This window comes from Alistipes shahii WAL 8301, from assembly GCF_025145845.1.
GTDB lineage: Bacteria > Bacteroidota > Bacteroidia > Bacteroidales > Rikenellaceae > Alistipes > Alistipes shahii.
Map to the genome: position 1 here is coordinate 890,036 of NZ_CP102253.1, position 24,715 is coordinate 914,750.

Genomic DNA, 24,715 nt, shown 5'->3' on the forward strand with positions numbered 1-24,715 from the left:
AGAACGGATTAAAACGTTAAATTTAAACCTACCGAGTAGATACGCGACAGCGGATAGCAACCCCAGTCGAATCCGGGCATCAGGTTGCTGCTCTTGTACGAAACCTCGGGGTTGTAACCGCGGTAGTCGGTAATAGTGAAGAGGTTGTCGCCGCTGACATATACCCGGCACGATTCGACCCCGATCTTCCGGAGCAGACGTTTGGGCAACGTATAGCCTAACGTAATGTTCGAGCAGCGGAAATAAGAGGCGTCCTCCACATAGTACGAAGAGAGTTTGAGAGATTGGTTCGTCACCGAGATCCGCGTGGCGATGGGTACGTTGTTGCGCCCCGGATTCGTATCCGACACATAACGGTCGGCGGCAATCGCATACTGGTTCGACGATCCTTCCACGTTGAACAGATAGTAATCCTGGAAATTGATCACCTCACCGCCGTACGAGTAAGTGAAGCTCGCTCCCAGATCGAAGCCTTTCCACGAGAGGCTGGTCGAGAAGCCGCCCGTAAAGTCGGGATAAGCGTTCCCCAAAATCGTTTTGTCGTTCGTGTCGATGACGCCGTCGCCGCTCACGTCTTTCCAGATCGTATTGCCGTAGGACAGATCGTCGAGCGCATAGCTGGGTACGGCAGGCCCTTGCAGCGTGTAGCCGGCAGGGAACTTGCTGCCGTTGGCCAGATAAACCTCCCGGTCCTTCAGCGCGTTCTTGTAATCGAGTTCCGACATGATGCCGACGGCCTTGTAGCCGTAGAACGACCCAATGGGATAGCCTTCTTTGGTAATATGCGATTGCACGGAACGCTCCGATGTGGAGAGAATGTCGTCCAGTCCGCCCAAACTAACCACTTTGTTACGGTTGATCGAAATATTCGTGCTGACATTCCACTTTACCTTGCCGGTCAGCAATCGGGCGTCGACCTGCAGGTCGAAACCACGGTTGCGGATCTTCGCATCGGTCATGTTGGTCGTTGAAGAGGTGAACCCGGAAATCGCGGAGATCGGTGCGTTATAGAGGATGTCGGTCGAGATGGAGTTGTAATAGTTGGCAATCACATTCAACCGGCTGTTGAAAAATCCCAGGTCCAGACCTATGTTGGTCTGCGTCGTCGTTTCCCATCCGAGTTCCGAATCGGCAAACCCGCCGAGACGGGAAGTGGATACGGCCGTCGTGCCGAAAGCATAACTTCCGGTCGAGATACCTGCAATGCTGGAATAATTGCCGATGTCGTTGTTGCCGCTCTTACCCCAGCTGGCACGGATACGGACCGTAGCAATGTTTTCGAGCGCATCTTTCAGAAACGGTTCGTTCGAGATCGTCCAGCCTGCCGATACCGACGGGAAATATCCCCAGCGGTTATTGACGCCGAAACGCGACGAACCGTCGGTGCGGAACGTTCCGGTCACGGTGTAACGGTCGTCGAACGAATAGTTCAGACGCGCCAGATAGGACATCATCGACCAAGCCGCTTTGCGGGTTTCATAAAGCGATACGTCCGAATCTTTCGGGCCGTGGGCTGTCACCTCGTGGATGCGGTCGTCGGCGAATCCCGTAGCCTGGACACCGAGTCGGTCGTAGGTCTTGCGCTGAAGCGTATAGCCGATGAGCGCATCGACGTGATGGCGTCCGAGCTGTTTCTTGTAGCTTGCCGTGAACTCCCCGAGCCGGTCGATATCGTAGGTCGAACTCGAGCGGGCGATATTGTAGGAGGCCAGTTCGGGCCCATAGGCGGGCGTGCTGTTTCGGCCTATGCTCATCGGCCGGTAGTAGAAATAGCGGTAGTTGTACCACTGCTGTCCCAGTCGCGCCGAGATCTTCAGATCGGGCAATGGTTCATAGACCAGGTTGAAGTTCAGGTTGTGGCGCGAAGTCTTCTCCGAAATATCCAGTTCGTTGGCGATGACGAGCGGATTTTCGGGGAAATTGATGCCCCAGTCCGTCACCATCCGGATCATGGCGCTACGAGCGTAATCGCCGTTCTCCTCATAGGCCGGCAGGTTGGGCAGATACATGAGCATACTTTGAATAACACCGTCATTGATCATACGCCCTTCCGCCTGTACCACTTTGTTTTTGACGTCGTACATCGAATAGCTCAGGCTGGCCGAAAAGTGCTTGGTGATCTGTGCATCGAGATTCAGACGGGCATTAATGCGATTGTGATTCGAGGGGGCGATAATACCATCCTGATCCATGTAGCCGACGCTGGCCATGTAGCGAATAGCCTTGGAACCTCCCGTCACCGAAATGTTGTGGCGCATCATTCCGGCGTTGCCGAACACCTCGTCCTGCCAGTCGGTATTGTACTGCTGTTCGACAGGCGTCCGGGTCGTAAAATCGTAGAACATGGGGTGGATACCGACATCGGCGAGCGAAAATCCCTTGGCCGAACGAATCGTATTGTCGTCGTTGGGACTCCACGCAATGCCGGCGGCCGTCGCTTTCCGGCGATAGGAATCGTTGCGCGAAGCAATGTACAGGTCCCGGAATTGGTTCGCATCCAACAGATCGACCTTACGTTCGAGCTGCTGAATACCATAAGAGAAATCATAGCTGATCTTGGCGCGCTCGCCCTCTTTGCCGCGTTTGGTTGTAATCAGCACGACGCCCGAAGCGCCGCGCGAACCGTAGATTGCAGCCGAGGCGGCATCTTTCAGAATGTCGATGCTCTCGATATCGCCCGGATTGATGTAAACATCCTCCGAGGCAGGATAACCGTCGACAACATACAGCGGATCGCTGCCAGCCGAGAGCGAGTTGACACCCCGCACACGTATCTGCACGCCCTCACCCGGCGCGCCGTCGGCCTGCCGGACCTCCACGCCGGCGACCTTGCCGGCAAGCGCCTGCGCCATGGTGGGCGTCGTTGTCGTCAGTTCGCTGGCTTTGACACTCGCTATCGAGCCCGTAAAGTCGCTTTTGCGCATGGGCGTATAGCCGACAACGAGCACATCCGAGATTTGTTGGCTATCCTCTTTGAGCGTAATGTCGAAGCGAGTGGCGCTGCCGACCCGAACATCCGCCGGGGCATACCCCAAATAGTTGATTTCCAGAACGGCCTGCGAAGCGGGGGGGGGTACCTGGAGCGAAAACCGGCCCTCTGAGTCCGTGCTGATCCCAATCGTCGTACCTTTCACGACTACGGCTGCTCCGACAACCGGGTTGCCGGCCGCATCGCGTACGACACCGGAAATCACAGCAGGCTTCTTCGCCTCGGCTTCAGAGCGTCCGTTCTTCAGTACAATGTTCGAGCCCTGGACCGTATAGGATACATTTGTTCCCCGGAGCATGGCGTCAAGCGCCTCCTGCAGCGGACGATTCACGACCTGTACCGTAACAATGCGTTTCACATCCACGTTCTCGGCGCTTCCGAAAAGATATTTCGTCTGACGCTCAATCTCATTCATAACCTGCTCCATACGAACCTTTTCCATACGAATAGTCACACGAACGTCTTGCGCGTGAATGTCGGTTACGGGATATGCGATGGGCAGAACGAATAAAAGAATTAACAAACTAATTCGCTGAATAATCTTTTTATTCATACTTTTGTTGAATTAAAGTTCAATTTTGAGAAAAGGTTGATCATTTTCCGATTGGACTCCGGCCTGCAGGTGTTTGCCCGCCTGCAGGTTTTTTCACGTCCGACCGGAAAGGCAATGGTGGATCGTTCGGTCATTTCTTCATAGGCAATTTTCGTTTGGGGGTGGTATTAAACTTTATGAAACCATCACTGGATGATAATTCTGTTCCGGTCGTGATCGTATTCGTAGGTAAAATCAGAGGCGAGCTGCAACACGCGTAAAGCATGTTCGATTCCCTCTGAAATGCGGATTTTGAGGCGTCCATAGGCCACTTTCGGAAGCGTAGCGCATCGGATTTCAATCTCGACGTCATAATATTTCCTGAGTTTCTCAACGACCTCATCGAACGAGTCGTTCCGGAACGACAGAATACCCTCTGTCCATAGATACTCGTCGCAATTCTCAAGTTCGTCCACATACAAGTAGCCGTTTTCGAGCCGGACGACCGTATTGGGTTCCATGACGACCTGCTCGCTGGTCCGATGGTTGCGGACGGACACACGGCCTTCGAACAATGCCGTCGAGAACCGGCCTTTCGCCTCGTCGGCAATCACATTGAAATCGGTTCCCAACACCCGGACATCGTAGGCGAAGGTCTCCACAATGAAAGGCTGTTTTTCGTTGTGGCTGACATCGAACCGGGCTTCACCGACGAGTTTGACCCGGCGTTCCTTGCCACTGAAAATCGAAGGGTAGATGAGCCGGCTTCCGGAATTCAGATCGACCTCCGAACCGTCGTTGAGTGAAATCCGGACATGCTGGCCCGCCGGAGCCTCGATGACGGTCTGCTGTTGGGCCCAGCCGTTCAGCCGGAAGGCAAAGAATGCATAGCTGCCTGCAAATCCGACCAACAAGGCGGCGGCAATGCCGGCAGCATACCGACGGAAAGAAGTGGCCCATGCAGAGCGTCGTGTCGGCAGCTTAGCTTCGGATTCGTCGCATAAAATGCTTACAAGGTACATCGAATGCACGTCGTTCAGCCGTTGCTGATGCTCTTCGGGATTCTCATCCAGCCAGGCGGCAATTCGATCATTCTCTTTGACTGTCGTTTCTCCGGCACAGAACCGAAACAACTGGGCGTTTGTAATTTCTTCTTTCATCTTTTATGGGCTCTATCTGATAATAAAGATGCATAACTGCTCCTCTTTCCCCCATGAACAAACAACAAATCACGAAAATATTTTTTTCAATATGTTCAATTCATTGAAACGGTGTGAATTAAGCACATGCTCCGGCTTCTCTGATCCGCGCTTTCCGGAACCGCTTCGCATTCCGTCCGTACGGGCGTAATTTTATTTTCAGAATTTCTTCCGGGAAAATATTATATCTTTGTGTATAGAATACTCTCTATGGACACAGCTTCGTCGTTCTCACAGCAACTTTTCGAGCAGCTATTCCGTCAATACAAGCGGAAATACCTGCTCATAGCCAACAGCTATGTGCGGGATTCCAAAACGGCAGAAGATATCGTGCACGACAGTTTCATGGCCGTATGGGAACATCGCGACAACATTAACGGGGCGAACATCGAAGCCTATCTGTATAAAGTCATCCGGAACAATTGCCTGATGTATCGCCGGAATCAGCAAATAGGACAGGCCGTATACGAACAGATCAAACTCAAAGAGCGCAGCGCAATGGATTACTATACCCGAGCTATCGAGAGTTGCGACCCGGACATCCTGTTCCGGAACGAAATTCTCGAAATATGCCGGGCCCAACTCGAACAAATGCCGGAACTGACGCAGCAGATATTCAAGGCCCGGCGGCTGGAGGGAAAGAGTTACAAGGAGATTGCCGAACAATTTGGCATTCCGCAGAAAAAGGTCGACAAACAACTTCAACAGGCAGTTACCAAGTTGCGTCGCGCATTGAAAGACTTTTTCTCGATTATCTTTATCTAATAGAAAGAATCCGCCTCCGAAGTGAAATTAGGGTCACAATAAACAGTTCTGTACTTGGCTCTGAAAATGAAATCATACTCGAATGAAACTCTCCATGTAGGCATTGACATCCATGCGCCCGTATCGGTCGAACGGTTCCAACATCTTCTGCCAGAAGAGCACCTCGGCTTCATCCTTATCCACTTTGTCCCGTCCTGAAAAAGGTTTACAGTGATTGATAATTAAAGATAAACATTTTGGTTCAAAAAATATTGTCCTGATATAAGTTTACATATGCCTTCCGAACAACCGTCTTTCGGCCCCAATGATGTTTGAGTTTCCCGGTTCTAAGTTCCGCTTCCAAGGGCGTAAGCCAATCGCAGCTGGCATGAGGTCTGAGTGAATTGTAAAGGATAACGATCTGGTCGATGCGTTCTTTTGCTGCCTGAAAACTTTCAAAACATTCCTCGTCGATCCATTCGCTCTTCAGAATACCGTTCACCCGTTCGGCAACGGCATTCTCATACGGATCGCCCTTTTCAGTCATGCTGATGCGAATCCCATTATCGGTCAGCAATTTCACATATTCTTTCGAACAATATTGGCATCCTCTGTCCGAATGATGGATTAACCCTTGCCGTTTTTGCTGCGGAGTCTGGTCTATGGCCATCCTCAGTGCACGGAGCGCTCCGTCCCGTTCCAATGTCGTATTCAGATCATAGCCTACGATCCGTTTGGAATAGGCATCCGTTATCAAAGCCAGATATGCAAATCCTTCTTTCAAAGAAATGTACGTAATATCTCCGACCCATAAACGATGCGGCCGCTCGAGGTCGAAACCCCGGATCAGATTCGGATATTTACGCATCCAGTGCCGCGAGCAGGTCGTAACGCTGTATTTCTTCCGACGTTTGACCAGAAGATTGTTTTCCGAAAGCAGCGTAAATAACCGATCCCGGCTGACCGGAAATCCGTCTTGTTGCAGCAAATGCCACAGTTTACGACCGCCGAGCCTGGGCATCAGTTTCCGGTAGTAACCCACCCGCTCCAAAAGAAGGGTGTCGGACAAGGATCCTTCCCTATTACGCCGTAAATGTTTATAATAGGCCTGACGGGTATAGCCGAACAACCCGCACAGAAACGACAGGCTCATTGCTGTGTGTCTTTCTTTGAGACGCTGGACTGTCCGGCTGCGGATTTTTTTAGCAGGTCGATACCGTATTCTTCTTGGAGGATATCTCCCATGATCTCATAGCCTTCCAGACGTAATAAAGCCTCTTCCAAGCGCCGCCGAAGGGCTTTGTTCTCGGATAATAATTCACTGGCTTCTTCACTCGTAACGCGGGACATGATCGGATAAGGATTAGGGGTACTCACAAAGCTACAACTATTTTTCGCTTTCCAGCGCTGACCCATCTTATGAATCGTAGACATGGGAATACCATGTTCTTCGGAGAGTTGGCGAGCCGTCTTGACTCCGCTCAAATACTCCTGTAAAATCAGATGACGCAACTGACGCGGTAAATAATGACGCGATAAGTCTGAATTCGTTGTTTGCTGCATAAGATTTACTCTTTTCTGTAAACCTTTTTCAGGACGGGACAGTCCGTAATTTTTGCCTCGGTGCGGACTGGAGCGGTCTGGAGCGGACATCGGAACCGAGGTATTTCAGTCGGTTGTATCTTGCAGCATGAAAGGTCGGTTTTCTTATTGCGTTCATTATCCCGATATAAACCGCATTAAACGGAAAACGATATTTTGAATGGTTTAAAACATAAAACCGAACACACATGCTTTACGACTGCAAACCGAACATTCAATCTCAAAAACGTTGTACCATGGATTCATTAAAAGAAACTGACAAACCCGCACCCAATCCTTCTAAACATCCCCGTATCGAAGTCGACGAGGAGTTGATGCGTCAGATGATCGCCGGACAGGCCCCTTTGGATTCGAAAGTCGTCCGCAGGATTCCCGAACCGGAAGAGGAAGATACGGACACTCCCGAGGGAAACACATCGGAAACGGTATCCGGAGCATCGGCACCGACTGCTGAGAAAACAGACGTCGACACCCAAACGACTACTGGAAAGGAGTCGGCCGGATTCCGGCGTAAAAAGCTCGCGCTTCCGGATTTCGAACGCATGTTCTTCGCTCCGGTGGATTGCCGTAATCGCTCTGCGATCTATGTCAGTACCCAAACCAAGTGCAAAGTGTCGGCAATCCTCCACCTGCTGGGAGACGATACGACAAGGCTTACGGCATTGGCCGACAATATGCTGCGGTTCGTCATGGACATTTACAGCGACGAGTTGAATTATCTCCACGAGAAGAAGAACAACAGACGGCCGTTTTGAAAAAGCGGGGTATTTCGACGGCAGATAGCAGGACGGAAGGGGCCGTCGAACGGGCAGGCCGCTCGCGGCTGAACATCAGAACCGGATCGTCAGGAGCCGCAGAATGTCGCCTTTTCCGACGGTAGCGACCAGCAAAACGCCGGGGATGGAAATATGCAAGGCTCGCCCCTCGGGCGATTCGCATGGCCTTGCATATTTCCATCTCTGACGATAAATTCCCTGCCGGCGGGAAAACTTACATCGAAAATTACCCTGCTATTGACGAAGTAAGATCGGGAATCGAATTAGCTGTAAGATAGGAGGCCATTACCGTGCGACCTTGAAGACGCTGCTGAGTTTCTCGCTTAATGCCGCCATATCCTGTCCGATTTTATCATTGGTGATCTTAGCATAGATTTGGGTCGTGGTGATCCGCTTATGCCCCAGCATCTTGCTGACCGTTTCCAGCGGTACGCCCTGCGTGAGCGTAACCGTCGTGGCGAAGGTATGCCGCGCGAGGTGGATCGTGGGGTTGAACGACAGACCGGCGTGTCTGGCAACATGCCGCAAGGACATGTTCAGCGTATTATAAGTGCCTTTGAGCGGAAAGACCCGGTCGCCTGAGAGGTGCATATCCTTATAACGCTCGTAGAGCATTTCGGCAACGGGAAGAAGTTTGACCCGGAACTGCGTACCTGTTTTCTGGCGCCTGTCGATAATCCAGCGCTCTCCGTTATCGTCCGTATGGATGTCCGCGTGGGTGAGTTTTACTACGTCTGCATGGCTCAGGCCCGTAAAGGCGCAGAAAACGAAGGCATCCCGGTTAATGCCCGTCCGGTAGTTGGGGAGCCTGACATCCATCACGGCCTGCAATTCCGAAGCGGATAGATAACGTCGTTCAGCGTATTCCGCTTTGACATAGAACCCGGCGAAAGGATCGACGGCAATCCAGCCGTTCTTATACGCCGTGTAGGTCATCAGCTTCAGTTTCTTGATAGTCGAATGGATCGTCCCGGAACGCATCCCTTGTACCGAGGAGAGGTAGACCACAAACTTTTCGATGAAATCCCGCTTCAGCTCTTTGAAAGGAATATCTTTTACACGGTATTCGTATTCGAGGAAAGAGGCAAGCCGGTTACGGCGTTTGCGGTAATTGTCATAGCTCGAATAGGCGCGGTCTTTGCCCACACGTTTGAGGAACCCTGCAAGGTATTCGTCGAAGGTCTGCAACAGCAGGCGGCAGTCGTCGCCCATACCGAGGACGGCGTTGCGGACCTTTTCGGCCGTAACATACGAATCACGGTCGCAGAGGCGTTGGTACTGCTTGCCGATATTGGTTTTGATATTTTCCAGTTTTTCATTGAGACGCTGCGATTCGAGGCTCTTACCGGAAGCCTTGTTCGCCTTGGCATCCCAAAGGGTGGAGCGAACGGTGAGTTTGCAGCTGAACTGCGACATCGTACCATTAATCGTGATACGGCCCATGACGGGAACCTGACCATGTTTTTCCGACTGCCTTTTCACGTAGAAAAGGACTTTGAAAGTGCTGCGTTGCATGATAACCTGAACTTTGTGGATTTGTTAAACGTTAAGTCAGGTTATTTGTTATGCGGAAATCCAACACAATAAGCTGAAAACAAGCACTTTAGTGTAAATCAAAGCATTTCGGGCAGGTAACGGATAAGTAACACAACTCACCGTTAAACCTGCCCGAATGTGCAATTCTATTGCTCGGAGCATATGCAGAACAGAGAATTAAATACCTGTAAACATGATATTTACTCTTTTCTGCATGTTCGTTTACCTACAAATACCGAACCCTTGCGGGTTCGGTATTTCGTTTTATGCATTATCTTTGCGGTGGAAAACCCGGCAACCCGGACGGTTTGCTGCGTATTTGCCAAACAAACGAAAACGATTCGTATGGAAGAACACAATATCCTCATCCCCCTGCTGCTGACACTCGGCGCGGGCCTCGCCACGGGCATCGGCAGCGCGATCGCCTTCTTCGCCAAACGCACCAACAAACGGCTGCTTTCGTTCTCGCTGGGCCTCTCGGGCGGCGTGATGATCTACGTCTCGTTCGTCGAGCTGTTCCAGCAGGCAAACACGACCCTCTCGGCCGAATGGGGCGCACACACGGGCGTGATCGTCACCGTGGCGAGTTTCTTCGCGGGCATTCTGCTGATCGGCGTCATCGACCGGCTGGTCCCCTCGATCGAGAATCCCCACGAAGCACACAGAGTCGAGGAGATGGACCATCAGCCGCACAATCCCCGTCTGATGCGCATGGGCGTGATGACGGCGCTGGCCATCGGCATCCACAACTTCCCCGAAGGCATCGCCACCTTCACTTCGGCGGTGGACAACATGGCCCTCGGCGTAGCCATCGCCGTGGCCATCGCCATCCACAACATTCCCGAAGGCATCGCCGTCTCGATCCCGATCTACTACGCCACGGGCGACCGCCGAAAGGCTTTCCGCCTGTCGCTCCTCTCGGGCCTCGCCGAACCGGTCGGCGCCGTACTGGCCTATCTGGTGCTGACGCCCTTCATGACCCCGACGCTGATGGGCTGCATCCTGGCCGGCGTGGCAGGCATCATGGTCTTCATCTCGATCGACGAACTGCTGCCCGCGGCCCGCGAATACGGCGAGGCGCACATCTCCATCTACGGCGTGGTGGCCGGCATGGCCCTGATGGCCGTGAGTCTGATCCTGCTGGCATGATCAAACAATTCAGAATTCACAATTCAAAATTCATAGTTTGGACATCTTACTCCTCATCATTGGCCTCGGGCTGATCCTCGCAGGCGCGAACTTCCTGACGGACGGCTCCGCGGCGTTGGCGCAGCGGTTCCGCGTGCCGGAATTCATCATCGGGCTCACAGTGGTCGCCGTCGGCACCTCGACGCCCGAACTGGTCGTGTCGGTGCTCTCGGCCATCGCAGGCAAAAGCGACGTGGCAATCGGCAACGTCGTGGGGTCGAACATCTTCAACGTCTTCGTCATCCTGGGCGTCTGCGCCCTGATCCGCCCCCTGCCGCTCACGGCGGGCAACATCCGCCGCGACATTCCGTTCGGAGTGATCGTATCGCTGTTGCTGCTGGCGCTGGCAGCGGACTCCTATGTCTTCAAAGGTGCGGCGGACCGCATCGGACGCATCGACGGCATCGTCATGCTCCTGCTCTACGGTGCGCTGATGTGGTACACGATCCGCACCACGAAACGGCCCGAGGCGACGGCCCCGGACGCCGGAGCGAAACCCGGAATGGCCGGATGGCTCATGGCCGCGATGATCGTCGGAGGCCTCGCCGGACTGATTTTCGGCGGCGAAATGTTCCTCCGCAGCGCCACGGAGATCGCCCGGCGGCTCGGAATCAGCGAATCGGTGATCGCCATCACGCTCGTGGCTGGCGGCACATCGCTGCCCGAGCTGGCCTCGTCGCTCGTGTCGCTGTTCAAGGGCAAGGCCGACATGGCGCTGGGCAACGTCATCGGATCGAACATCGCCAACATCCTGCTGATCCTGGGCTTGAGCGCGACGATCCATCCGCTCTCGATGGGCGGCATCACGGTCTGGGACCTGCTGATGGTCGTATTGAGTTCGGTGCTGCTGTTCCTCGCGGCCTTCACGTTCAAACGCCGGGCGATCGACCGTTGGGAGGGCGCGATCTTCCTGGCGATCTACGTCGCCCACATCGGGTATCTGATACGATAATCCGACCGCAAACCCACGGCTCACAGCCGTGTTTACAAATCTGCCCCTCCCCTAAATCCCCGCCTCGACGGGATTTAAAACGAGGAGTCGTCCGAACCGGCCTGCATCAGGTAACGGTCGACAAGCCGCGGCACGGCATAGTCGCCCAGCGAGTCGGCCGGGACGGCCATAGCAGCGGCGGCCGGAGTGAATGCAGGCGTTTCGATGCGGTGAACGACCGCATGAAGCCGCTGGTGAGACAGCTGGTGCCGGGGCAGGGAAACGCTGCGCACCAGATGCCACGGACCGTCGCCCAGCAGGCGGCGGAACTGCGGCAGAGCCGCGAGGTCCGGGAATTCAACGGGAGCGTCGGTCTCGATCAGCGGAAACTCGTAAAGTCCCTGCCAGATGTCGCGCCCCTCGCGGCGGTGCAGCAGGACCCGGTCGCCCGAGGCGACGTGCAGGTAATTGAACCAGCGGTCGCGGACCCGGGTTTTGCCTCGTTTCACGGGACGGTCGGCGACGGTTCCGGCAGCGAGGGCCAGACAGCTCTCCGACAGCGGACATGCTTCGCAGCGGGGCGACGCGGGCGTACACTGAATCGCCCCGAAGTCCATGATCGCCTGGTTGTAGCGGCCCGGATGCGCGGCGTCGAGCTGCGACTGCGCCAAGCAGGCGAAAGCCCGTTTTCCGGCCGTGGTGTCGATCGGTTCGGCGAGGTCGAAGAGCCGCGAGAGCACCCGGTAGACATTGCCGTCGACGACGGCGCACGGAGCGTCGTAAGCCGCCGAGCAGATGGCCGCCGCGGTATAGTCGCCCACGCCGCGCAGCGAACGCACGTCGTCCAACGAGCGGGGAAACACCCCTCCGAAACGCTCTACGACCTCACGGGCGGCGGCCCGGAGGTTGCGGGCGCGGCTGTAATAGCCCAGCCCCTGCCAGAGTTTCAGCACCTCGTCCTCGGGCGCGGCGGCGAGCGACGCAACGTCGGGAAAACGCTCCGTGAAACGGAGGTAGTACTCCATCCCCTGCGCCACGCGGGTCTGCTGGAGGATCACTTCCGAGAGCCAGATCCGGTAGGGATCGCGCGTACGGCGCCACGGCAGGTCACGACCCTCGCGGGCGTACCAGTCGAGCAGTATTTCGGCAATGCGGTTCATAACGGAAGACAAAAATACGACTTCGGAATCAAATTTGAAGCATTCCGACCCAATTAAAACGAGATGCATATGGAAAGGAAGCACACTTTGATCGACAACGCCGCCGAAAAGCGTTACGAACTCGACCTCGGAGACGGCATGGCCCTGGCCGAATACGTTTTGGGACACGGACTTATCGTACTGACGCACACCGAAGTGCCCCCGAAGTACGAAGGTCGGGGCATCGGCAAGGAGCTGGTGCAGGGCGTGCTGGAGGACATCCGCAGAAAGAAGCTCAAGGTCGTCCCCCAATGCCCGTTCGTCGCGACCTATATCCGCCGCCACCCCGAATGGATGGACTTGGTGCTGACCGCCGAAAACAAGTAGGCCCGGGCAGGTTCGGCCCCCCACAACCGCCTGCCCGCAGGGAGCGCCCCGCCGCGAAACCGGACTCTTTTCGAAGGGTCCGATTCTGCCTCCTCCCGACAGGCATCTTCCCGCTCAATAAACACTTCCCGCTCAATAAATATAGGTATTCGCTTTTTCCGAAAAATTTCCGGCTCGAAATTTGGTTTATTTTATAAACTACTTTATATTTGTAATGGATTTACAAACCGAGCAGCCGCTCACAACCGGAAAAAGCCATGGAAATCACTCCCGCCCGCACCGACAAACGCCGCCTTTTCGCGCGCTGGTTCATCCGCCGCCTGACCACCTGCGTCGTGGTCTGCGCCTTTCTCGCCTTCGTCAACTGGCAAACCTCGCCCCACTACTGGTGGGTGCTGTGGGTCATCGCCGGATGGGGGCTGAACATCGCCCTGTCGCTCGCCTGGTATCTGTTCGACTGCGACGACGAATGCAATTACCGCAACCGCTGAAAAAAACGAAACGATGGACAACAAAAACTTCAACGCCGACCAAAGCATCGAACTCATCCAGCGCATGATCCGCGACACGCGCCGCAACCTTTCGTCGGGCAGCAGCAACCTCTTCATCCTATGGGGATACCTGCTCGCCGCAACCGCCGTCGGGATTTTCCTCCTGCTGACCTTCACCGAAAGTCGCGCCTGGCAATGGCTGTGGCTGCCCGCACTGGCCGCCGGATGGGCCGCTACGTGGTGGTACAACCGCCGCCGTGCTACGCAGGTCAAAAGCTACACCGACCGCCTGCTGGAACAGGTATGGGGATGCATAGCAGGTCTGGCCGCCTTTTCTACCTTCGTGATCTGCATGGAGCGGGAATGGCCTGTCGATCCGCTGTTCCCGGTCCTGCTGCTGATCAGCGCAGGACTTTTCATCTCGGGAACGGTGATTCACAACAAATATATGTATTACGTTTCGTGCTTCCTATTGCCGGTTGCCTTCGGCATCATCCGCGAATCGTGGATCAATGTCAACCCGGACGGCAACCTGATTCAGTTCGCCGTGGCGGTCCTCGTCGGGCTCACAGGCTCGGGATACGCACTCAAACGACAAGTCAAACGCGACGCCGCAGAGGCTTCGGAAAACCGATAACACCATGGAAGACCGTAAACTCGAAGCCGCCGAAAGCCTGGCGCTGATCGGCCGCATGATCGAAAACACCCGCAGCCGCATGGTCCGCAACTCGGGCCGTCCGCTGCTGGCATGGGGCTACGCCACCGTACTGACGACGCTCGCCGTCTGGGGCGCAGTCCTCTATTTCCAAGACCCGCGCTGGAACTACCTCTGGCTGATGCTGCCCCTGCTGGGCTGGCTGCTGATGTGGATTTCGCGCGAGAAGAAGCCCGAAGGCGAGGTGCGCACGTTCGTCGACCGCGTGATCGGGAACGTCTGGACGGTAATGGGTCTTTCGGCGTGGTTCGTCAGCATGCTGGCGCTCTTCATGCCCATGCGCCTGCCGATACTCTTCATCATTCTGCTCATCATGGGCATGGGAACCACCGTGACGGGGCTGATCATCCGCTTCACGCCCACCGCCGTCGGGGGCGTCGCGGCCATCATCCTCGCTCCGTTCACGCTGATCGCCGGCGACATGTGGCAGCCGCTGCTTTTCATCGCCGGATTCGTGGTGATGATGATCGTTCCGGGGCATATCCTCAACTACAAGTCGAACCACCCTGCCCGATAACGCGATGTTCAAAGAGCTGAATCCCCTGTTGCACTCCGAATTGAGGCTGGCCGTCGTTTCGATCCTCATCGGGGTCGAAAGCGCCGACTTCGTCTTCATCCGGCAGCAGACCGGAGCCACCGCCGGAAATCTCTCGGTGCAGCTGGACAAACTCGCAAAAGCCGGTTACATCGAAGTCGAGAAGACCTTCCGCGGCAAGATTCCCTGCACGGTGTGCCGCATCACCGACGCCGGGCGCGACGCCTTCGCCGATTACGTCGAGGCGCTGCAAAGCTATATAAAGAAATAGGCAAATCATATACTTGGATCCCCTGTTGCTGTCGATAGTCGTTGCCGCCGCCTTCGGCGTCGTATACAAGTCTGACCCCACCCCGACCCTCCCTCAGGGAGGGAGATGGCGTACGCTTCGAAAAGTCGATACAAAAAAAGATATAACACGAAAAAGCAAAACCCCGGATCACACCGCGGCCAATCCGCATTGTCAGATCGAACAGAAGAACGTCACCAGAAACGGGACGCTGAAATCGAGCGCACAGCCGTGGAAGATCGAAACCACGGCATAGGGCCGCCCGGCGGCCTGCGTGATGACGGGCAGCGTGGTGTCGAAGGTCGTCGCGCCGCCGATCGACACGGCGGCCAGAGGTCCGCACCAGCGCGCCACGAGCGGTGCGGCCAGCAGGGTGAAGATTTCACGCATGACGTTGCACAGCAGGGCGATCGTCGCCAGCTCCGGTCCCCGGAGGTCGGCGATGAAGATGCTCGAAAACGAATAGTAGCCGAATCCCGCGCCCACGGCCAGCGAGTCGGTCAGCGACCAGCCGCCGAGCAGCGGCGCGGCGAGGGCCGCACCGGCCAGCGTGCCTACGGCCGTAGCGACGGGCAGCAGCGCCAGCCGCGGATCGAGCCGCCGGACTCGCTCCGCAAGGGTGCGGTCGTTGCCCAGCGTCACGCCGACGCAGAACATCAGCGCGTAGAGCACATAGGCGCTCATACGCGAACCGGTCATGTCGAACGGCGCGAAAAGCCCCGCGACGCACCCCGCGACGAAAAAGACGACGATCACCAGACTCCCTTTCAGGGCCGTCCACGCGGAAACGGGAGCTTCGTCCGCATCTCCGCCTTCGTCCGCAGACACGGCGCGGCCGCGAATACGCCGCCACAGCAACCACGCAGCGAAGACGCTCCCCGCAACGGACAGCGCAAAGATCGCAAAGGCGGCCGCCCCGAGCGTCGCCAGAGAGCCGACGACCGCCGGATCGGAACCGACCTCGACGCCCAGCAGGAACAACAGCGCCCAGATAATGAAGGTGATGAGACGTTGTACGAAGGCGAGGCGCCAGCCGACAAGCAGGCGCCCCGTCACAATGCCTCCGATGATGACGGCGAATATTGCAAGCATTCCGATTACTCCTTTTTCGACGTGAGTTTCTCGATCTGCCGCTCGGCCTCTGCTTCGAGGTTGGCAGCCTGCTTCTCGGCCTCCTGCACCAGCTTATCCCCGCCCTTCTCGGCGGCGATCCTGGCCAAAGCCCCCTTCGAAGCCGCGGCTTCGACGAGTTTCGCGCGCTGTTCCTGCGCGGCGGCGATGAGTTTCTCGCCGGCGCGCTTCGCCTCGGCGCGGAGGTTTTCAGCCTGTTTGGCGATCTCTTCCGAGAGCGACTCGCTGCCCGTGAGTTTCTGTATCTGCTCGTCGACGACGTTCTTCACGGCCTCCTCGGCGGCCTCCCTGATCCCGAGGGTGATCTTCGGCGAGGAGAACGTGCCGCCGATGTTCACGCCGACCGACTGGAGCGTCTTCCCGCCCGGAACGGCCACCCGGGCCTTGTAGTCGATGGTCTGGTCAAGCCCCGTCGAACCCGCGAGGTTGATGTTCACGCCGCCCATCTTCAGATCGAAGGGCTGCGTGGTGATGCGCCCGTCCTTAATGGAGAAACGAATGGCGACATCCCGGGCCTCGATTTTCCGCAGGTCGTCGTTGCCCAGCGCCTTGGCCAGGGCATCGAACGCCTCGATATTCTGCACGTGGATATTGGCCGACTTGATCTCGCCCGCAGCGTTGAGCGACCGCAGGTCGGGAGACATTGCGGCGTCGAGCGACGTGCCGAGGTCGAGCGACAGCGAATAGTCGCCGCCCGTCTTGGCGAAGATCGGCACGAGTTGCTGCACCATCTCCAGCTCCTCGAAGGTCTTCCGGAACGAAGCGCCCGAAACGGCGGCATCGAGTTTCAGGACCGGACGCGCCGGATCGGCAGCCGTCGAGTAGCTGCCCGAAGCGGTGGCCCTGCCGCCGAAGACGCCCATCGCAAGCCGTTCGAGCGACAGCGCGCCGCCGGCAACGCGCATCTCGCCCGAGATGTCGCCGATCGTCATCTTTTCGAAAAGCACCTTTCGCAGATCGGTGTTGAGCGAGAGGTTCAGGTTGCGCGGGACCTCGATGGCCCGCACCGGTTCCGCCGGAGCCTCTTCGTCCGCGGCCCCGCCTTCCGCCGAGGGCATGGCGTCCATGATCTCGTTCAGGTCGAGCAGCTCCGATTTCACGTAAAGGCGCCCCGAAAGCACGTCGTCCCGCAGCAGGTAACCGATGTAACCGGTCAGCTGGCCGTTGGCCGAAAGGTCGCTCCTGCCGACCGTCAGGCCGAACTCCCCGAGCGTCATCGCGGCGGGCGTGACGGTGGCCGCAGCGCGGCGGATACGGACCGCCGGGAGGTTGGGAAGCGTCAGCCCCACCCCTTCGACGACGAAGGTTCCCTGCGCGCCCAACCGTTCGTAGCGGTTCTTCTCGATGTCGGACATGCGGCCCGAAAGTTTTAGGTCCGCAGTGATCAGACCGCCCAGGTCGACGCCCTTTTCCAGCGGATAGACCTCCTTCACGGCTCCCAGGTCGACCCGTCCGTCGGCCGAAGCCCGGAAAACGGGGTCGCTGACGAGATTCGTGGCGTAGAAGGTCGCCGCAACGGAATTTCCGGCCATCCGAAGCCCGAATTTCGAGAGATCCACGACCGTCTTGTCCATCACCGATCCGGGGTTCGAGACCCTGGCGGCGATATTGATGTCCGTCACGGCCTTGGGCAGCGAGGAGTACTGGAAACTGCCGTTGCGGACCTCGGTTTTCAGTTCGAAGGCCGGAAGCGCCGGGCCGCGCATTTCGCCCCGGGCCCAGAGTTCCATCGACAGTTCGCCGCCCGCCGTGAGGTTCTTGAACTCACGGGTGTAGAAGGCCGGGATCAGCGACAGAACGTCCTTGAACTGCACCTTGTCGCAGCCGGCCTTGAGGTCCATGGCCACGGCGTCGCCGTCCAGTTCGACCCAGCCGTCGAGACCGACCGAAATGGCGTTCAGACGCAGCGTATTGCGCGAGAAGGTGAAGCGGTTGTTCGCAAGGTCGGCGTCGATCACGGCGACAAGCTCCGCCTCGGCGTCGCTCAACAGCGGAATGCCGCCCGACACGAAACGCATGGCGGCGGCCGTCAGCCGCAGGTCGAGGTCGGTGCGGTCGGCCGACATGTTGCCCCGGAGACGCAGCGAGAGGGGCGCGGTCGAGAACCGCATGTTCGTCGAATCGTCCTCGTAGCGGATCGCCGCGTCGGAAATGCGGAAGTCGCGGACCGAAAGCCGGAACGACGACGGCGCGGACTCCTCTGCGGGAACCTCCTCCGCGGGAGCCTCCGCGGGTTTCATCACGTCCCAGCTGACGGCTCCGTCGGCGAGTTTGTGCGCATGCACCGCCGGCGAGGCGAGGATGACCTTCGTCACCTCGAATCCGCTGTCGCCGAAAAGCGACATCAGATTGACGACCACAGAAATACGCCGTGCGGCGACGATCGTGTCGCCTTCGAAACGGTCGACGCCCACCAGCGTCAGCCCCTTCAGTTCCACCGAAGCGTTGGGGAAATGGCGCAGCAGGCTGATGTCGAGGTTCTCGAAATCCAGCCGGGCGGCGAGCATGGCATTGGCCTCGCGCTTCACGATGTCGGCGATCTTGCCCCGGAGCGCGGCCGGCGCGATCAGGGCGATAGCCAGGATAACGACCACGGCTATAACCGCGATCTTCACGATTTTTTTCATTCCGTATCTGTTTTACAGGCAAAAACCGTGGTTTCCGCCTCCTTGAATCCCATTTTTGCGTACAGTCTGCGCGCAGCCCCGCGCGAAGGGTTGGAGGTGAGCATCACCTTCCCGGCGCCGACCTCGGCGGCATGCGCCTGCGCCGCGCGCACGAGCGCCTCGCCCGCCCCGAATCCCCGGGCCGCGGCGTCGACCACCACATCCTCGATCCACGCCTTGCGCCCCGACGGCACGTCGTACCACACCAAGGTCAGCGCCCCGACGACAGCGCCGCCGGACTCCGCGGTGAAAAGCGCCGCCGAAGGGTTCGCCGCCACTGCCCGCAGCCGCTCCCCGGAAGGGGCCTCCAGCCGCGGCGAAAGCTGCGGCATCAGCCGCCCGAACGCTTCGAGCAGCGAATCGGTGACCTCGGTCACCTGTCGCACCTCAAGTTTCATTTCAGCACAAAGATAACCTTTTTAACGGAAACGTTGCGGCAGTCTGCGGAAAAAAGCGTACTTTTACCCCGCAACGGCCCGCGCCCTGAAACGGCGCACAAAATAGCCGCGATTTGCAAAATAATATTATCTTTGTCTCAGGAAGTTACGAAAAGAGTGTAATTTATTGGAAATGAGCGTAGGTTAGTCGCTCATGATAGTAATAGGTTACGATTTAGTTAGTTATCTACTGCATTATCCTTCTGCGCGTTGCGTAACCTTCAAAGAACTCTTCATATGCAAAAGTAGCTATTTAATTCGAGATTTTGATATAAACTCCCGTTTTTTTTATCCCCTCATTCATAAGATTTTTCCGTAAAAGCGGTTTTATCCGTCGGCACACCATTGCCCAAAACGAGTTTGGAACAAACGTGTGCCGACTACCGCATAGCCGGAGAAAAGGGCATTGCCTCACGCCTAAACGATGTTTAGACTGATGATGCGATGCCCCTTTCTTTTGCGCCTATGCCAAGAGGTGCTTTTACGGGTTTTCAAATGATTTTTCTTTTTTCGCTGTCTCTTTTGCCGGAAGCGGAAAGTGAATGCAGAGTGTGTCAGCCTGCCCCATGAATGAAACAGGCGGCCACACACAGCGGGCAAACCGGGAAGAATGATTGTTGTGGTTTGCGCTTTTCACGCTTCCGGTGATGTCTTTTTCCTTTTGGTGATTCTTTTTTTTACGGATTTTCCCCTGAAGTTTTTTTCCACCCAATCTGCCTCTGTTTTCGTTTACCTCCATTTTGCGCCTTTCAGTGAGCCGCATCAGTCAGTCATTTTCGTTCTGGGCGCAAAGGTAATTCCGGGATTGGACGGGAAAGCAAGGTCAAGCCTCCTGTTTTCTGCGGAAATCTCCAGCCCTTCGGGTAGTATTTCCCCGAAAAACCTTGCATTCCCTAATCCCTACCTTTTCAAGCACCCGAAACGAAAACGACCGATGCGACAGAAAGACGCATAAAAAAAATGTCGGATAAACGAGAGGCAGATAAGATAGTTTGAAACTCAACTCCCTCAGCTCTTGAATCCGCATTAAAAACAAAAAAATCAAAAACAGCGAAGATATGACGGCAACGGCAAATTTCAGACAAATGGCGCAACACATCGGGTTGGCGATATGCGGCTTGATGATGCGCACCGCCTTCGGGGTGTTCGGCATCCTTTGGGGTATCATCAGAGAGATTGTAAACGGAGTGTTCCGAGTGGCGATAGGTGTAATCGTGGCTATCCTTTCCACCATTGCCTTCTTCGGCTTCATCCTTTGGTTATTCACCCTTTGACCCTTACCGACATGGCAAAGAGAAACAGCAAGACGGCAGCGCAGCAGTGCAGATATTACGAGGTGGACAACATCTTCGTGTATATGGTGGAAACGTACATCAACGGCAATTTTGAAACTTTCCGAAGATTGTACCACGAACTGAACAAGGACGCACGGAGGGATTTCATGGACTTCCTTCTCAGCGAGGTAGAGCCGACCTATTGGAGAGAGATACTGAAACAGATAATCTAAAAATGACAGCGATATGAAAGGAACAGACCATTTCAAGAGAACGATACATATGTACTTGGAACAGCGTGCGGAGGAAGATGCGCTATTTGCAAAGAAGTACCGCAACCCTGCCAAGAATATGGACGAGTGCGTGACCCACATTCTGAACTATGTGCAGAAAAGCGGTTGCAACGGTTTCACGGACGGAGAGATATTCGGGCAAGCCATCCACTACTATGAGGAAAACGAGATAGAGGTGGGCAAACCGATGGACTGCCAAGTGGTTGTGAACCATGTTGTGGAACTCACGGCAGAGGAAAAGGCGGAGGCACGTCAGAACGCTGTCCGCAAATACCAAGAGGAGGAACTCCGCAAGTTGCAGAACCGCCACAGAACGTCAGCGAGAAAAGAAAACCAACCCCAACCCTCATTATTTGATTTAGGCTTATGAAACCGAAGACCAAGATACAGAAAGAGGTGGCAAGACTTTCCGCCAACCTTCGCCCCATATCAGCGACACAAATAGATTGGGCATACCGCCACTGCGTTGAGCATATCGGCTACCGCACCAAGAAAGGGAACATCACCTGTTCCGACTGCGGTCACGAGTGGCACAGCGACAGCGGACTATGCGACACCCTTGAAGGCTGCACCTGCCCCCAATGCCATGCCGAACTCAAAGTGCAGGACACACGCAGACGCATCTACAAGGAAACGCAGTATTTCAGCGTGATAACCACCTGCAAAGGGTATCAGGTAATCCGCGTGGCGCAGGTCAGATGCGAGAGCAGGAAAGGCGAACCGATGCGTTTCTACTGCCACGAGGTCGTGCAGCGTTGGATTTCACCCGACGGCAAGGTTACGGATATGGCGTTGCTCCGTGGCTTCCTTTTCTGCTACTGCGATGTGTGGGCATTAGGCAGCGATATGGAGGTAAGACCGCACAACAGCCTATACGATGATGTGGTGGCAAGAAGCTGTGCATATCCAAAGATGAGGATATTGCCCCAACTCAGACGTAACGGCTTCAAGGGCGATTTCCACGGCATTTACCCCGTGCGTCTTTTCAAGGCTCTGCTTTCCGACCCACGAATTGAAACCCTTATGAAAGGCGGTGAGATTGAGGTCATGAAACACTTCCTTTTCAATGCCCGTACTGCCGATGAATGTTGGGCATCATATCTGATTGCCAAGCGTCACAAGTATCAGATAGACAACTTCCCAATGTGGTGCGACTATCTGCGTATGCTCAAAAAACTCGGTCAAGACCTCCGTAACCCGAAGAACATCTGTCCCGAAGATTTCATGGCGGCACACGACAACGCAACCCGAAAGATTGAAGCCATACACGAGAAGGAAAGAGCCGCAGAGCAACGCCGTTGGGAGATTGAAAGGCGTGAGCGTGAGCAACAGCGACAACTCCAACGAAAGAAAGATGCGGAGGATTTCATCGCCAACAAATCCAAATTCTTCGGCTTGGTAATCACGGACGAGGAAATAATCGTCAAGGTGCTTGAAAGCATAGACGAGTATTACAACGAGGGCAAGACGCAGGGCATCTGCGTGTTTGGCAGTGGATACTACAAGAAAGCCGACACCCTCATACTCTCGGCAAGGATTGGCGATGAGATTATTGAAACCGTAGAGGTGGACTTGCGAACCCTCGAAGTGGTGCAGTGCCACGGCAAGCACAACCAGGACACCGAATATCACGAGCGCATCATAGACCTTGTGAACCGCAACGCCAACCTTATCCGTGAGCGGATGAAAGCGGCATAGCATAACCCCTAAAACAACATTGATATGGAAGTAAGAATTGAAAGCATGATTTGTGTGTGGGATGATGCAATCCCCACGATGTTCCTTGAATTTGTAAACCTCCTCACTCTCGCAACGAGTGAGGAGGAATTAAGGAGAGGTGTAAAAGAATTTGCCGAGAAGCACGAACTTGACAAGTTCTTCCTTTACGGCTTCGGTTCTCACCATTTCTACCTGCACCAACGCTACACGAGCAACCCCGAAATGGTGATGAAGAACAGAGTTCTGTCAGTACATTTTTAATCATCTAAAAAGCAACATTATGGCAACACGAATGACAATCAACGGAATAAGCACCTGCACGGAAGCAGGTACGGAGAAATACGAGCGTTTCCAATCGGGTATCGGCAGACGCAGGCGGACGCTTGTGCAGTATGACTACCGCCACACGGACGGAGAACTGTTCGCTTGTGTCAAACCCACTTTGGACGAGTGCCGAACCGCAAGGGACAAGTGGCTGGACGCAAAAGCAGGAAAGGAGGGCAACCGATGAACACGACCTATCAGACGCTGATAGTCAGATTCAGCGAGCCTATCACGGCATTGGACGGTATCTTTGACGATGCCGGAGCGTGGGGAACGGACACCCTCAAAGGGTGGATAGATGATTACGAAAGCACACGTTTCACCGCCACCGACAGCCATACGGCAGTCATCACGAGCGAGTACAATATGGAATGTGTGAAGGAATGGCTGCAACGGCAGACACCCATTGCCGAGATACGAGAATTTTGAACGTGTTGGCGGTGTCCGCACCGCCAACCCTTAAAACCCTAAAAACAAAGGATATGATAGCAAAGACGATATTACAGCAGATAGGCGGAAGACGCTTCACCGCCATGACGGGAAGCCGTGACTTCATCGACATGGGCAACGGCTTACGGATGAGCCTTGCAAGGAACAAGACAAGCGCAAACCGCCTTGACATCATCTATGACGAAGGGGCAGACCTCTACAATATGCGCTTCTACCGCAGGACATTCAGCAAAAAGACCTTTGAGTGCAAGACAAAGGACATTGCCGTACACGAGGGTATCTATTTTGATATGCTGGAGGAAATGTTCACGATGGTGACGGGACTTTACACACGCTTTTGAGTGGCGGGGCGGCGAGAGCCGTGTATGCCGTTTCCATATTGCAGTCACCGGCTTCGTTTATCAGGCGGAAAAAGTCTGTTTCCGCCAGCAAGAAATAATTCATGGTTCTGTCAATTTTGAAATTACACTTTGTTTTCTTCGTGCGCACATGAATATAATTGGCAAAACACGTGTCAGAAAACAAAAAATCCGGCACCGATTTTTTCAAGGTACTGGATTTCAGTGGTATAAAATTCAATATTTTTCAGAAGGAATGAATTTATACGGGCTTAAATTGTTCGTAATCAGAACATTTATTCTATTTCAGAAAACAGAATTGTATGTCTGCCGTACATTTTGGCTGTCTTGCTTATTTGTCAAGGGTGTAGATACTTCGGCATACGCCATTTGGATAGCTTTTTAGCGAAGAGAGTGTCCAGTGTTGCTCCGGCAGAGCCGATTTGAAAAAATGCCGCCCGCTTCCTGAAATGAAAGGAACGGTGTATAGTATAATTTCATCCACAGCGTGCATCCGCAGCAGTCCGTTGATATAATCCGCCGTGTCCGGTGTGGCTTCCGCGAGGTAGCGGATGTTCGTGCCGTCTTTTCTCCATTCGTGCAGCATTGAAATGGAATAGTCCGGTGTGACATGGTAAAGGGCTTTCTCCCTGATTTCATCAAGACCGCAACGGTCAAGGCACAAATCCTGATGTGCTTTATCATATAACTCAGAAGAAAGACATCCGTCCATCGTCAGTACGGCGAGAATCTGAACTTTACCCATAATCGTTACCTTTCGTTAGGCAAGGGCAAAAAAAGTAGCGTGCAATCCACACTACTTCAAGCGTAGGCTCTGGTAAAGCCCCTGAAAGAAACGCGTGACTGCACGCTATGCGTAGGCATAGCTTAAGCATCACGCAATTAGCTTCTTTCAGTTTCAATTTACCAGATTTACGCCTGAAACTCCTTGCGGTCTTATTCTATATGTCGGCGGCGAAAAGCTCCTGCAAATCGCCGTTTTTTCTCAAATGTTATGCAAAGATAGCCA

Annotated in this window: 28 protein-coding genes and 1 pseudogene; 17 read left to right on the plus strand and 12 right to left on the minus strand. The window is 55.1% G+C overall.

Annotated features, from left to right (window positions below; translation table 11 throughout):
• Positions 1-8 precede the first annotated feature (8 nt).
• Both NQ492_RS03775 and NQ492_RS03780 read right to left on the minus strand, forming a co-directional pair.
• Positions 9-3,431: a TonB-dependent receptor gene (locus NQ492_RS03775; RefSeq protein ID WP_229028790.1), complete on the minus strand. Its 3,423-nt coding sequence runs from the start codon at positions 3,429-3,431 to the stop codon at positions 9-11.
• A 296-nt stretch (positions 3,432-3,727) separates the two neighbouring features.
• On the minus strand, positions 3,728-4,681 hold the full coding sequence (locus NQ492_RS03780; RefSeq protein ID WP_044054601.1) for a FecR family protein: 954 nt from the start codon (positions 4,679-4,681) through the stop codon (positions 3,728-3,730).
• 231 nt (positions 4,682-4,912) lie between these two features.
• Between NQ492_RS03780 and NQ492_RS03785 the strand changes: the two genes are divergently transcribed.
• The gene (locus NQ492_RS03785) at positions 4,913-5,485 is read left to right on the plus strand and encodes an RNA polymerase sigma-70 factor (RefSeq protein WP_231839942.1); all 573 of its coding nucleotides are present in this window, start codon (positions 4,913-4,915) and stop codon (positions 5,483-5,485) included.
• A gap of 241 nt (positions 5,486-5,726) precedes the next feature.
• Here the strand turns inward: NQ492_RS03785 and NQ492_RS03790 are convergent, their stop codons facing one another.
• Complete coding sequence (locus NQ492_RS03790) at positions 5,727-6,617, minus strand: IS3 family transposase (protein ID WP_014774758.1); 891 nt, start codon at positions 6,615-6,617, stop codon at positions 5,727-5,729.
• Positions 6,614-7,027, minus strand: coding sequence for a hypothetical protein (locus tag NQ492_RS03795; protein WP_014775546.1), 414 nt, complete (start codon positions 7,025-7,027; stop codon positions 6,614-6,616). Before NQ492_RS03795 ends, NQ492_RS03790 begins: the two co-directional genes overlap by 4 nt.
• 275 nt (positions 7,028-7,302) lie before the next feature.
• On the opposite strand from NQ492_RS03795, the gene NQ492_RS03800 reads away from it, so the two are divergent.
• The gene (locus NQ492_RS03800) at positions 7,303-7,821 is read left to right on the plus strand and encodes a DUF3408 domain-containing protein (RefSeq protein ID WP_149886948.1); all 519 of its coding nucleotides are present in this window, start codon (positions 7,303-7,305) and stop codon (positions 7,819-7,821) included.
• A 306-nt stretch (positions 7,822-8,127) separates the two neighbouring features.
• On the opposite strand, the gene NQ492_RS03805 is transcribed toward NQ492_RS03800, so the two are convergent.
• Positions 8,128-9,357: a site-specific integrase gene (locus NQ492_RS03805; RefSeq protein ID WP_259873760.1), complete on the minus strand. Its 1,230-nt coding sequence runs from the start codon at positions 9,355-9,357 to the stop codon at positions 8,128-8,130.
• Between the two features lie 366 nt (positions 9,358-9,723).
• On the opposite strand from NQ492_RS03805, the gene zupT reads away from it, so the two are divergent.
• The gene (zupT, locus tag NQ492_RS03810; protein ID WP_015547996.1) at positions 9,724-10,527 is read left to right on the plus strand and encodes a zinc transporter ZupT; all 804 of its coding nucleotides are present in this window, start codon (positions 9,724-9,726) and stop codon (positions 10,525-10,527) included.
• A 37-nt stretch (positions 10,528-10,564) separates the two neighbouring features.
• Entirely contained in the window at positions 10,565-11,518 is a 954-nt protein-coding gene (locus NQ492_RS03815; protein WP_044054602.1) for a calcium/sodium antiporter, read from the plus strand.
• Between the two features lie 74 nt (positions 11,519-11,592).
• Here the strand turns inward: NQ492_RS03815 and mutY are convergent, their stop codons facing one another.
• The gene (mutY, locus tag NQ492_RS03820) at positions 11,593-12,657 is read right to left on the minus strand and encodes an A/G-specific adenine glycosylase (protein WP_015547997.1); all 1,065 of its coding nucleotides are present in this window, start codon (positions 12,655-12,657) and stop codon (positions 11,593-11,595) included.
• 69 nt (positions 12,658-12,726) lie between these two features.
• Here mutY and NQ492_RS03825 point away from each other — a divergent pair, with 69 nt between their 5' ends.
• From NQ492_RS03825 to NQ492_RS03845, 5 genes are all read left to right on the plus strand, one after another.
• Positions 12,727-13,023 carry a GNAT family N-acetyltransferase gene (locus NQ492_RS03825; protein ID WP_015547998.1) on the plus strand — a complete coding sequence of 99 codons (297 nt, stop codon included), beginning with the start codon at positions 12,727-12,729 and terminating at the stop codon, positions 13,021-13,023.
• A gap of 257 nt (positions 13,024-13,280) precedes the next feature.
• Positions 13,281-13,514, plus strand: coding sequence for a 2TM domain-containing protein (locus tag NQ492_RS03830; protein ID WP_015547999.1), 234 nt, complete (start codon positions 13,281-13,283; stop codon positions 13,512-13,514).
• A gap of 13 nt (positions 13,515-13,527) precedes the next feature.
• Positions 13,528-14,151 carry a hypothetical protein gene (locus NQ492_RS03835; protein WP_015548000.1) on the plus strand — a complete coding sequence of 208 codons (624 nt, stop codon included), beginning with the start codon at positions 13,528-13,530 and terminating at the stop codon, positions 14,149-14,151.
• 4 nt (positions 14,152-14,155) lie between these two features.
• The gene (locus NQ492_RS03840; RefSeq protein ID WP_015548001.1) at positions 14,156-14,746 is read left to right on the plus strand and encodes a hypothetical protein; all 591 of its coding nucleotides are present in this window, start codon (positions 14,156-14,158) and stop codon (positions 14,744-14,746) included.
• A gap of 4 nt (positions 14,747-14,750) precedes the next feature.
• A complete protein-coding gene (locus tag NQ492_RS03845; RefSeq protein WP_015548002.1) occupies positions 14,751-15,035 on the plus strand; it encodes a winged helix-turn-helix domain-containing protein in 285 nt (94 codons plus the stop codon).
• A gap of 192 nt (positions 15,036-15,227) precedes the next feature.
• On the opposite strand, the gene NQ492_RS03850 is transcribed toward NQ492_RS03845, so the two are convergent.
• From NQ492_RS03850 to NQ492_RS03865, 4 genes are all read right to left on the minus strand, one after another.
• On the minus strand, positions 15,228-16,145 hold the full coding sequence (locus NQ492_RS03850; protein ID WP_259873762.1) for a LysO family transporter: 918 nt from the start codon (positions 16,143-16,145) through the stop codon (positions 15,228-15,230).
• Positions 16,146-16,150: 5 nt separating this feature from the next.
• On the minus strand, positions 16,151-18,811 hold the full coding sequence (locus NQ492_RS03855; protein WP_015548003.1) for an AsmA family protein: 2,661 nt from the start codon (positions 18,809-18,811) through the stop codon (positions 16,151-16,153).
• A complete protein-coding gene (locus NQ492_RS03860; protein ID WP_015548004.1) occupies positions 18,808-19,248 on the minus strand; it encodes a GNAT family N-acetyltransferase in 441 nt (146 codons plus the stop codon). Before NQ492_RS03860 ends, NQ492_RS03855 begins: the two co-directional genes overlap by 4 nt.
• A 520-nt stretch (positions 19,249-19,768) precedes the next feature.
• Positions 19,769-20,026 (minus strand): hypothetical protein, encoded by a 258-nt coding sequence (locus NQ492_RS03865; protein WP_232509265.1) that lies wholly within the window; start codon positions 20,024-20,026, stop codon positions 19,769-19,771.
• Positions 20,027-20,345: 319 nt separating this feature from the next.
• Between NQ492_RS03865 and NQ492_RS03870 the strand changes: the two genes are divergently transcribed.
• Genes NQ492_RS03870 through NQ492_RS03905 form a run of 8 tightly spaced genes read left to right on the plus strand, consistent with a single transcriptional unit; the run spans position 20,346 to position 23,688 of the window.
• Complete coding sequence (locus tag NQ492_RS03870) at positions 20,346-20,561, plus strand: hypothetical protein (protein WP_004291535.1); 216 nt, start codon at positions 20,346-20,348, stop codon at positions 20,559-20,561.
• 11 nt (positions 20,562-20,572) lie between these two features.
• A complete protein-coding gene (locus NQ492_RS03875; RefSeq protein WP_004291534.1) occupies positions 20,573-20,794 on the plus strand; it encodes a hypothetical protein in 222 nt (73 codons plus the stop codon).
• 13 nt (positions 20,795-20,807) lie between these two features.
• On the plus strand, positions 20,808-21,224 hold the full coding sequence (locus tag NQ492_RS03880) for a PcfK-like family protein (RefSeq protein ID WP_004311979.1): 417 nt from the start codon (positions 20,808-20,810) through the stop codon (positions 21,222-21,224).
• The gene (locus tag NQ492_RS03885; RefSeq protein ID WP_004311980.1) at positions 21,221-22,552 is read left to right on the plus strand and encodes a PcfJ domain-containing protein; all 1,332 of its coding nucleotides are present in this window, start codon (positions 21,221-21,223) and stop codon (positions 22,550-22,552) included. The genes NQ492_RS03880 and NQ492_RS03885 overlap by 4 nt, the downstream gene beginning before the upstream one ends.
• A gap of 24 nt (positions 22,553-22,576) precedes the next feature.
• Positions 22,577-22,834, plus strand: coding sequence for a hypothetical protein (locus NQ492_RS03890; RefSeq protein WP_004311981.1), 258 nt, complete (start codon positions 22,577-22,579; stop codon positions 22,832-22,834).
• 19 nt (positions 22,835-22,853) lie between these two features.
• Positions 22,854-23,084, plus strand: coding sequence for a DUF3873 domain-containing protein (locus tag NQ492_RS03895; RefSeq protein ID WP_004311982.1), 231 nt, complete (start codon positions 22,854-22,856; stop codon positions 23,082-23,084).
• Positions 23,081-23,326, plus strand: coding sequence for a DUF6956 domain-containing protein (locus NQ492_RS03900; RefSeq protein ID WP_004311983.1), 246 nt, complete (start codon positions 23,081-23,083; stop codon positions 23,324-23,326). Before NQ492_RS03895 ends, NQ492_RS03900 begins: the two co-directional genes overlap by 4 nt.
• Before the next feature lie 53 nt (positions 23,327-23,379).
• Positions 23,380-23,688 (plus strand): hypothetical protein, encoded by a 309-nt coding sequence (locus tag NQ492_RS03905; RefSeq protein WP_004311984.1) that lies wholly within the window; start codon positions 23,380-23,382, stop codon positions 23,686-23,688.
• A 10-nt stretch (positions 23,689-23,698) separates the two neighbouring features.
• On the opposite strand, the pseudogene NQ492_RS16255 reads toward NQ492_RS03905, so the two are convergent.
• Positions 23,699-23,836 (minus strand): annotated as a pseudogene (locus tag NQ492_RS16255) (RteC domain-containing protein); the annotation flags it as partial.
• 201 nt (positions 23,837-24,037) lie between these two features.
• Positions 24,038-24,451, minus strand: a complete 414-nt coding sequence (locus NQ492_RS03910) for a dihydrofolate reductase family protein (RefSeq protein WP_004310534.1) — start codon at positions 24,449-24,451, stop codon at positions 24,038-24,040.
• Positions 24,452-24,715: the final 264 nt, after the last annotated feature.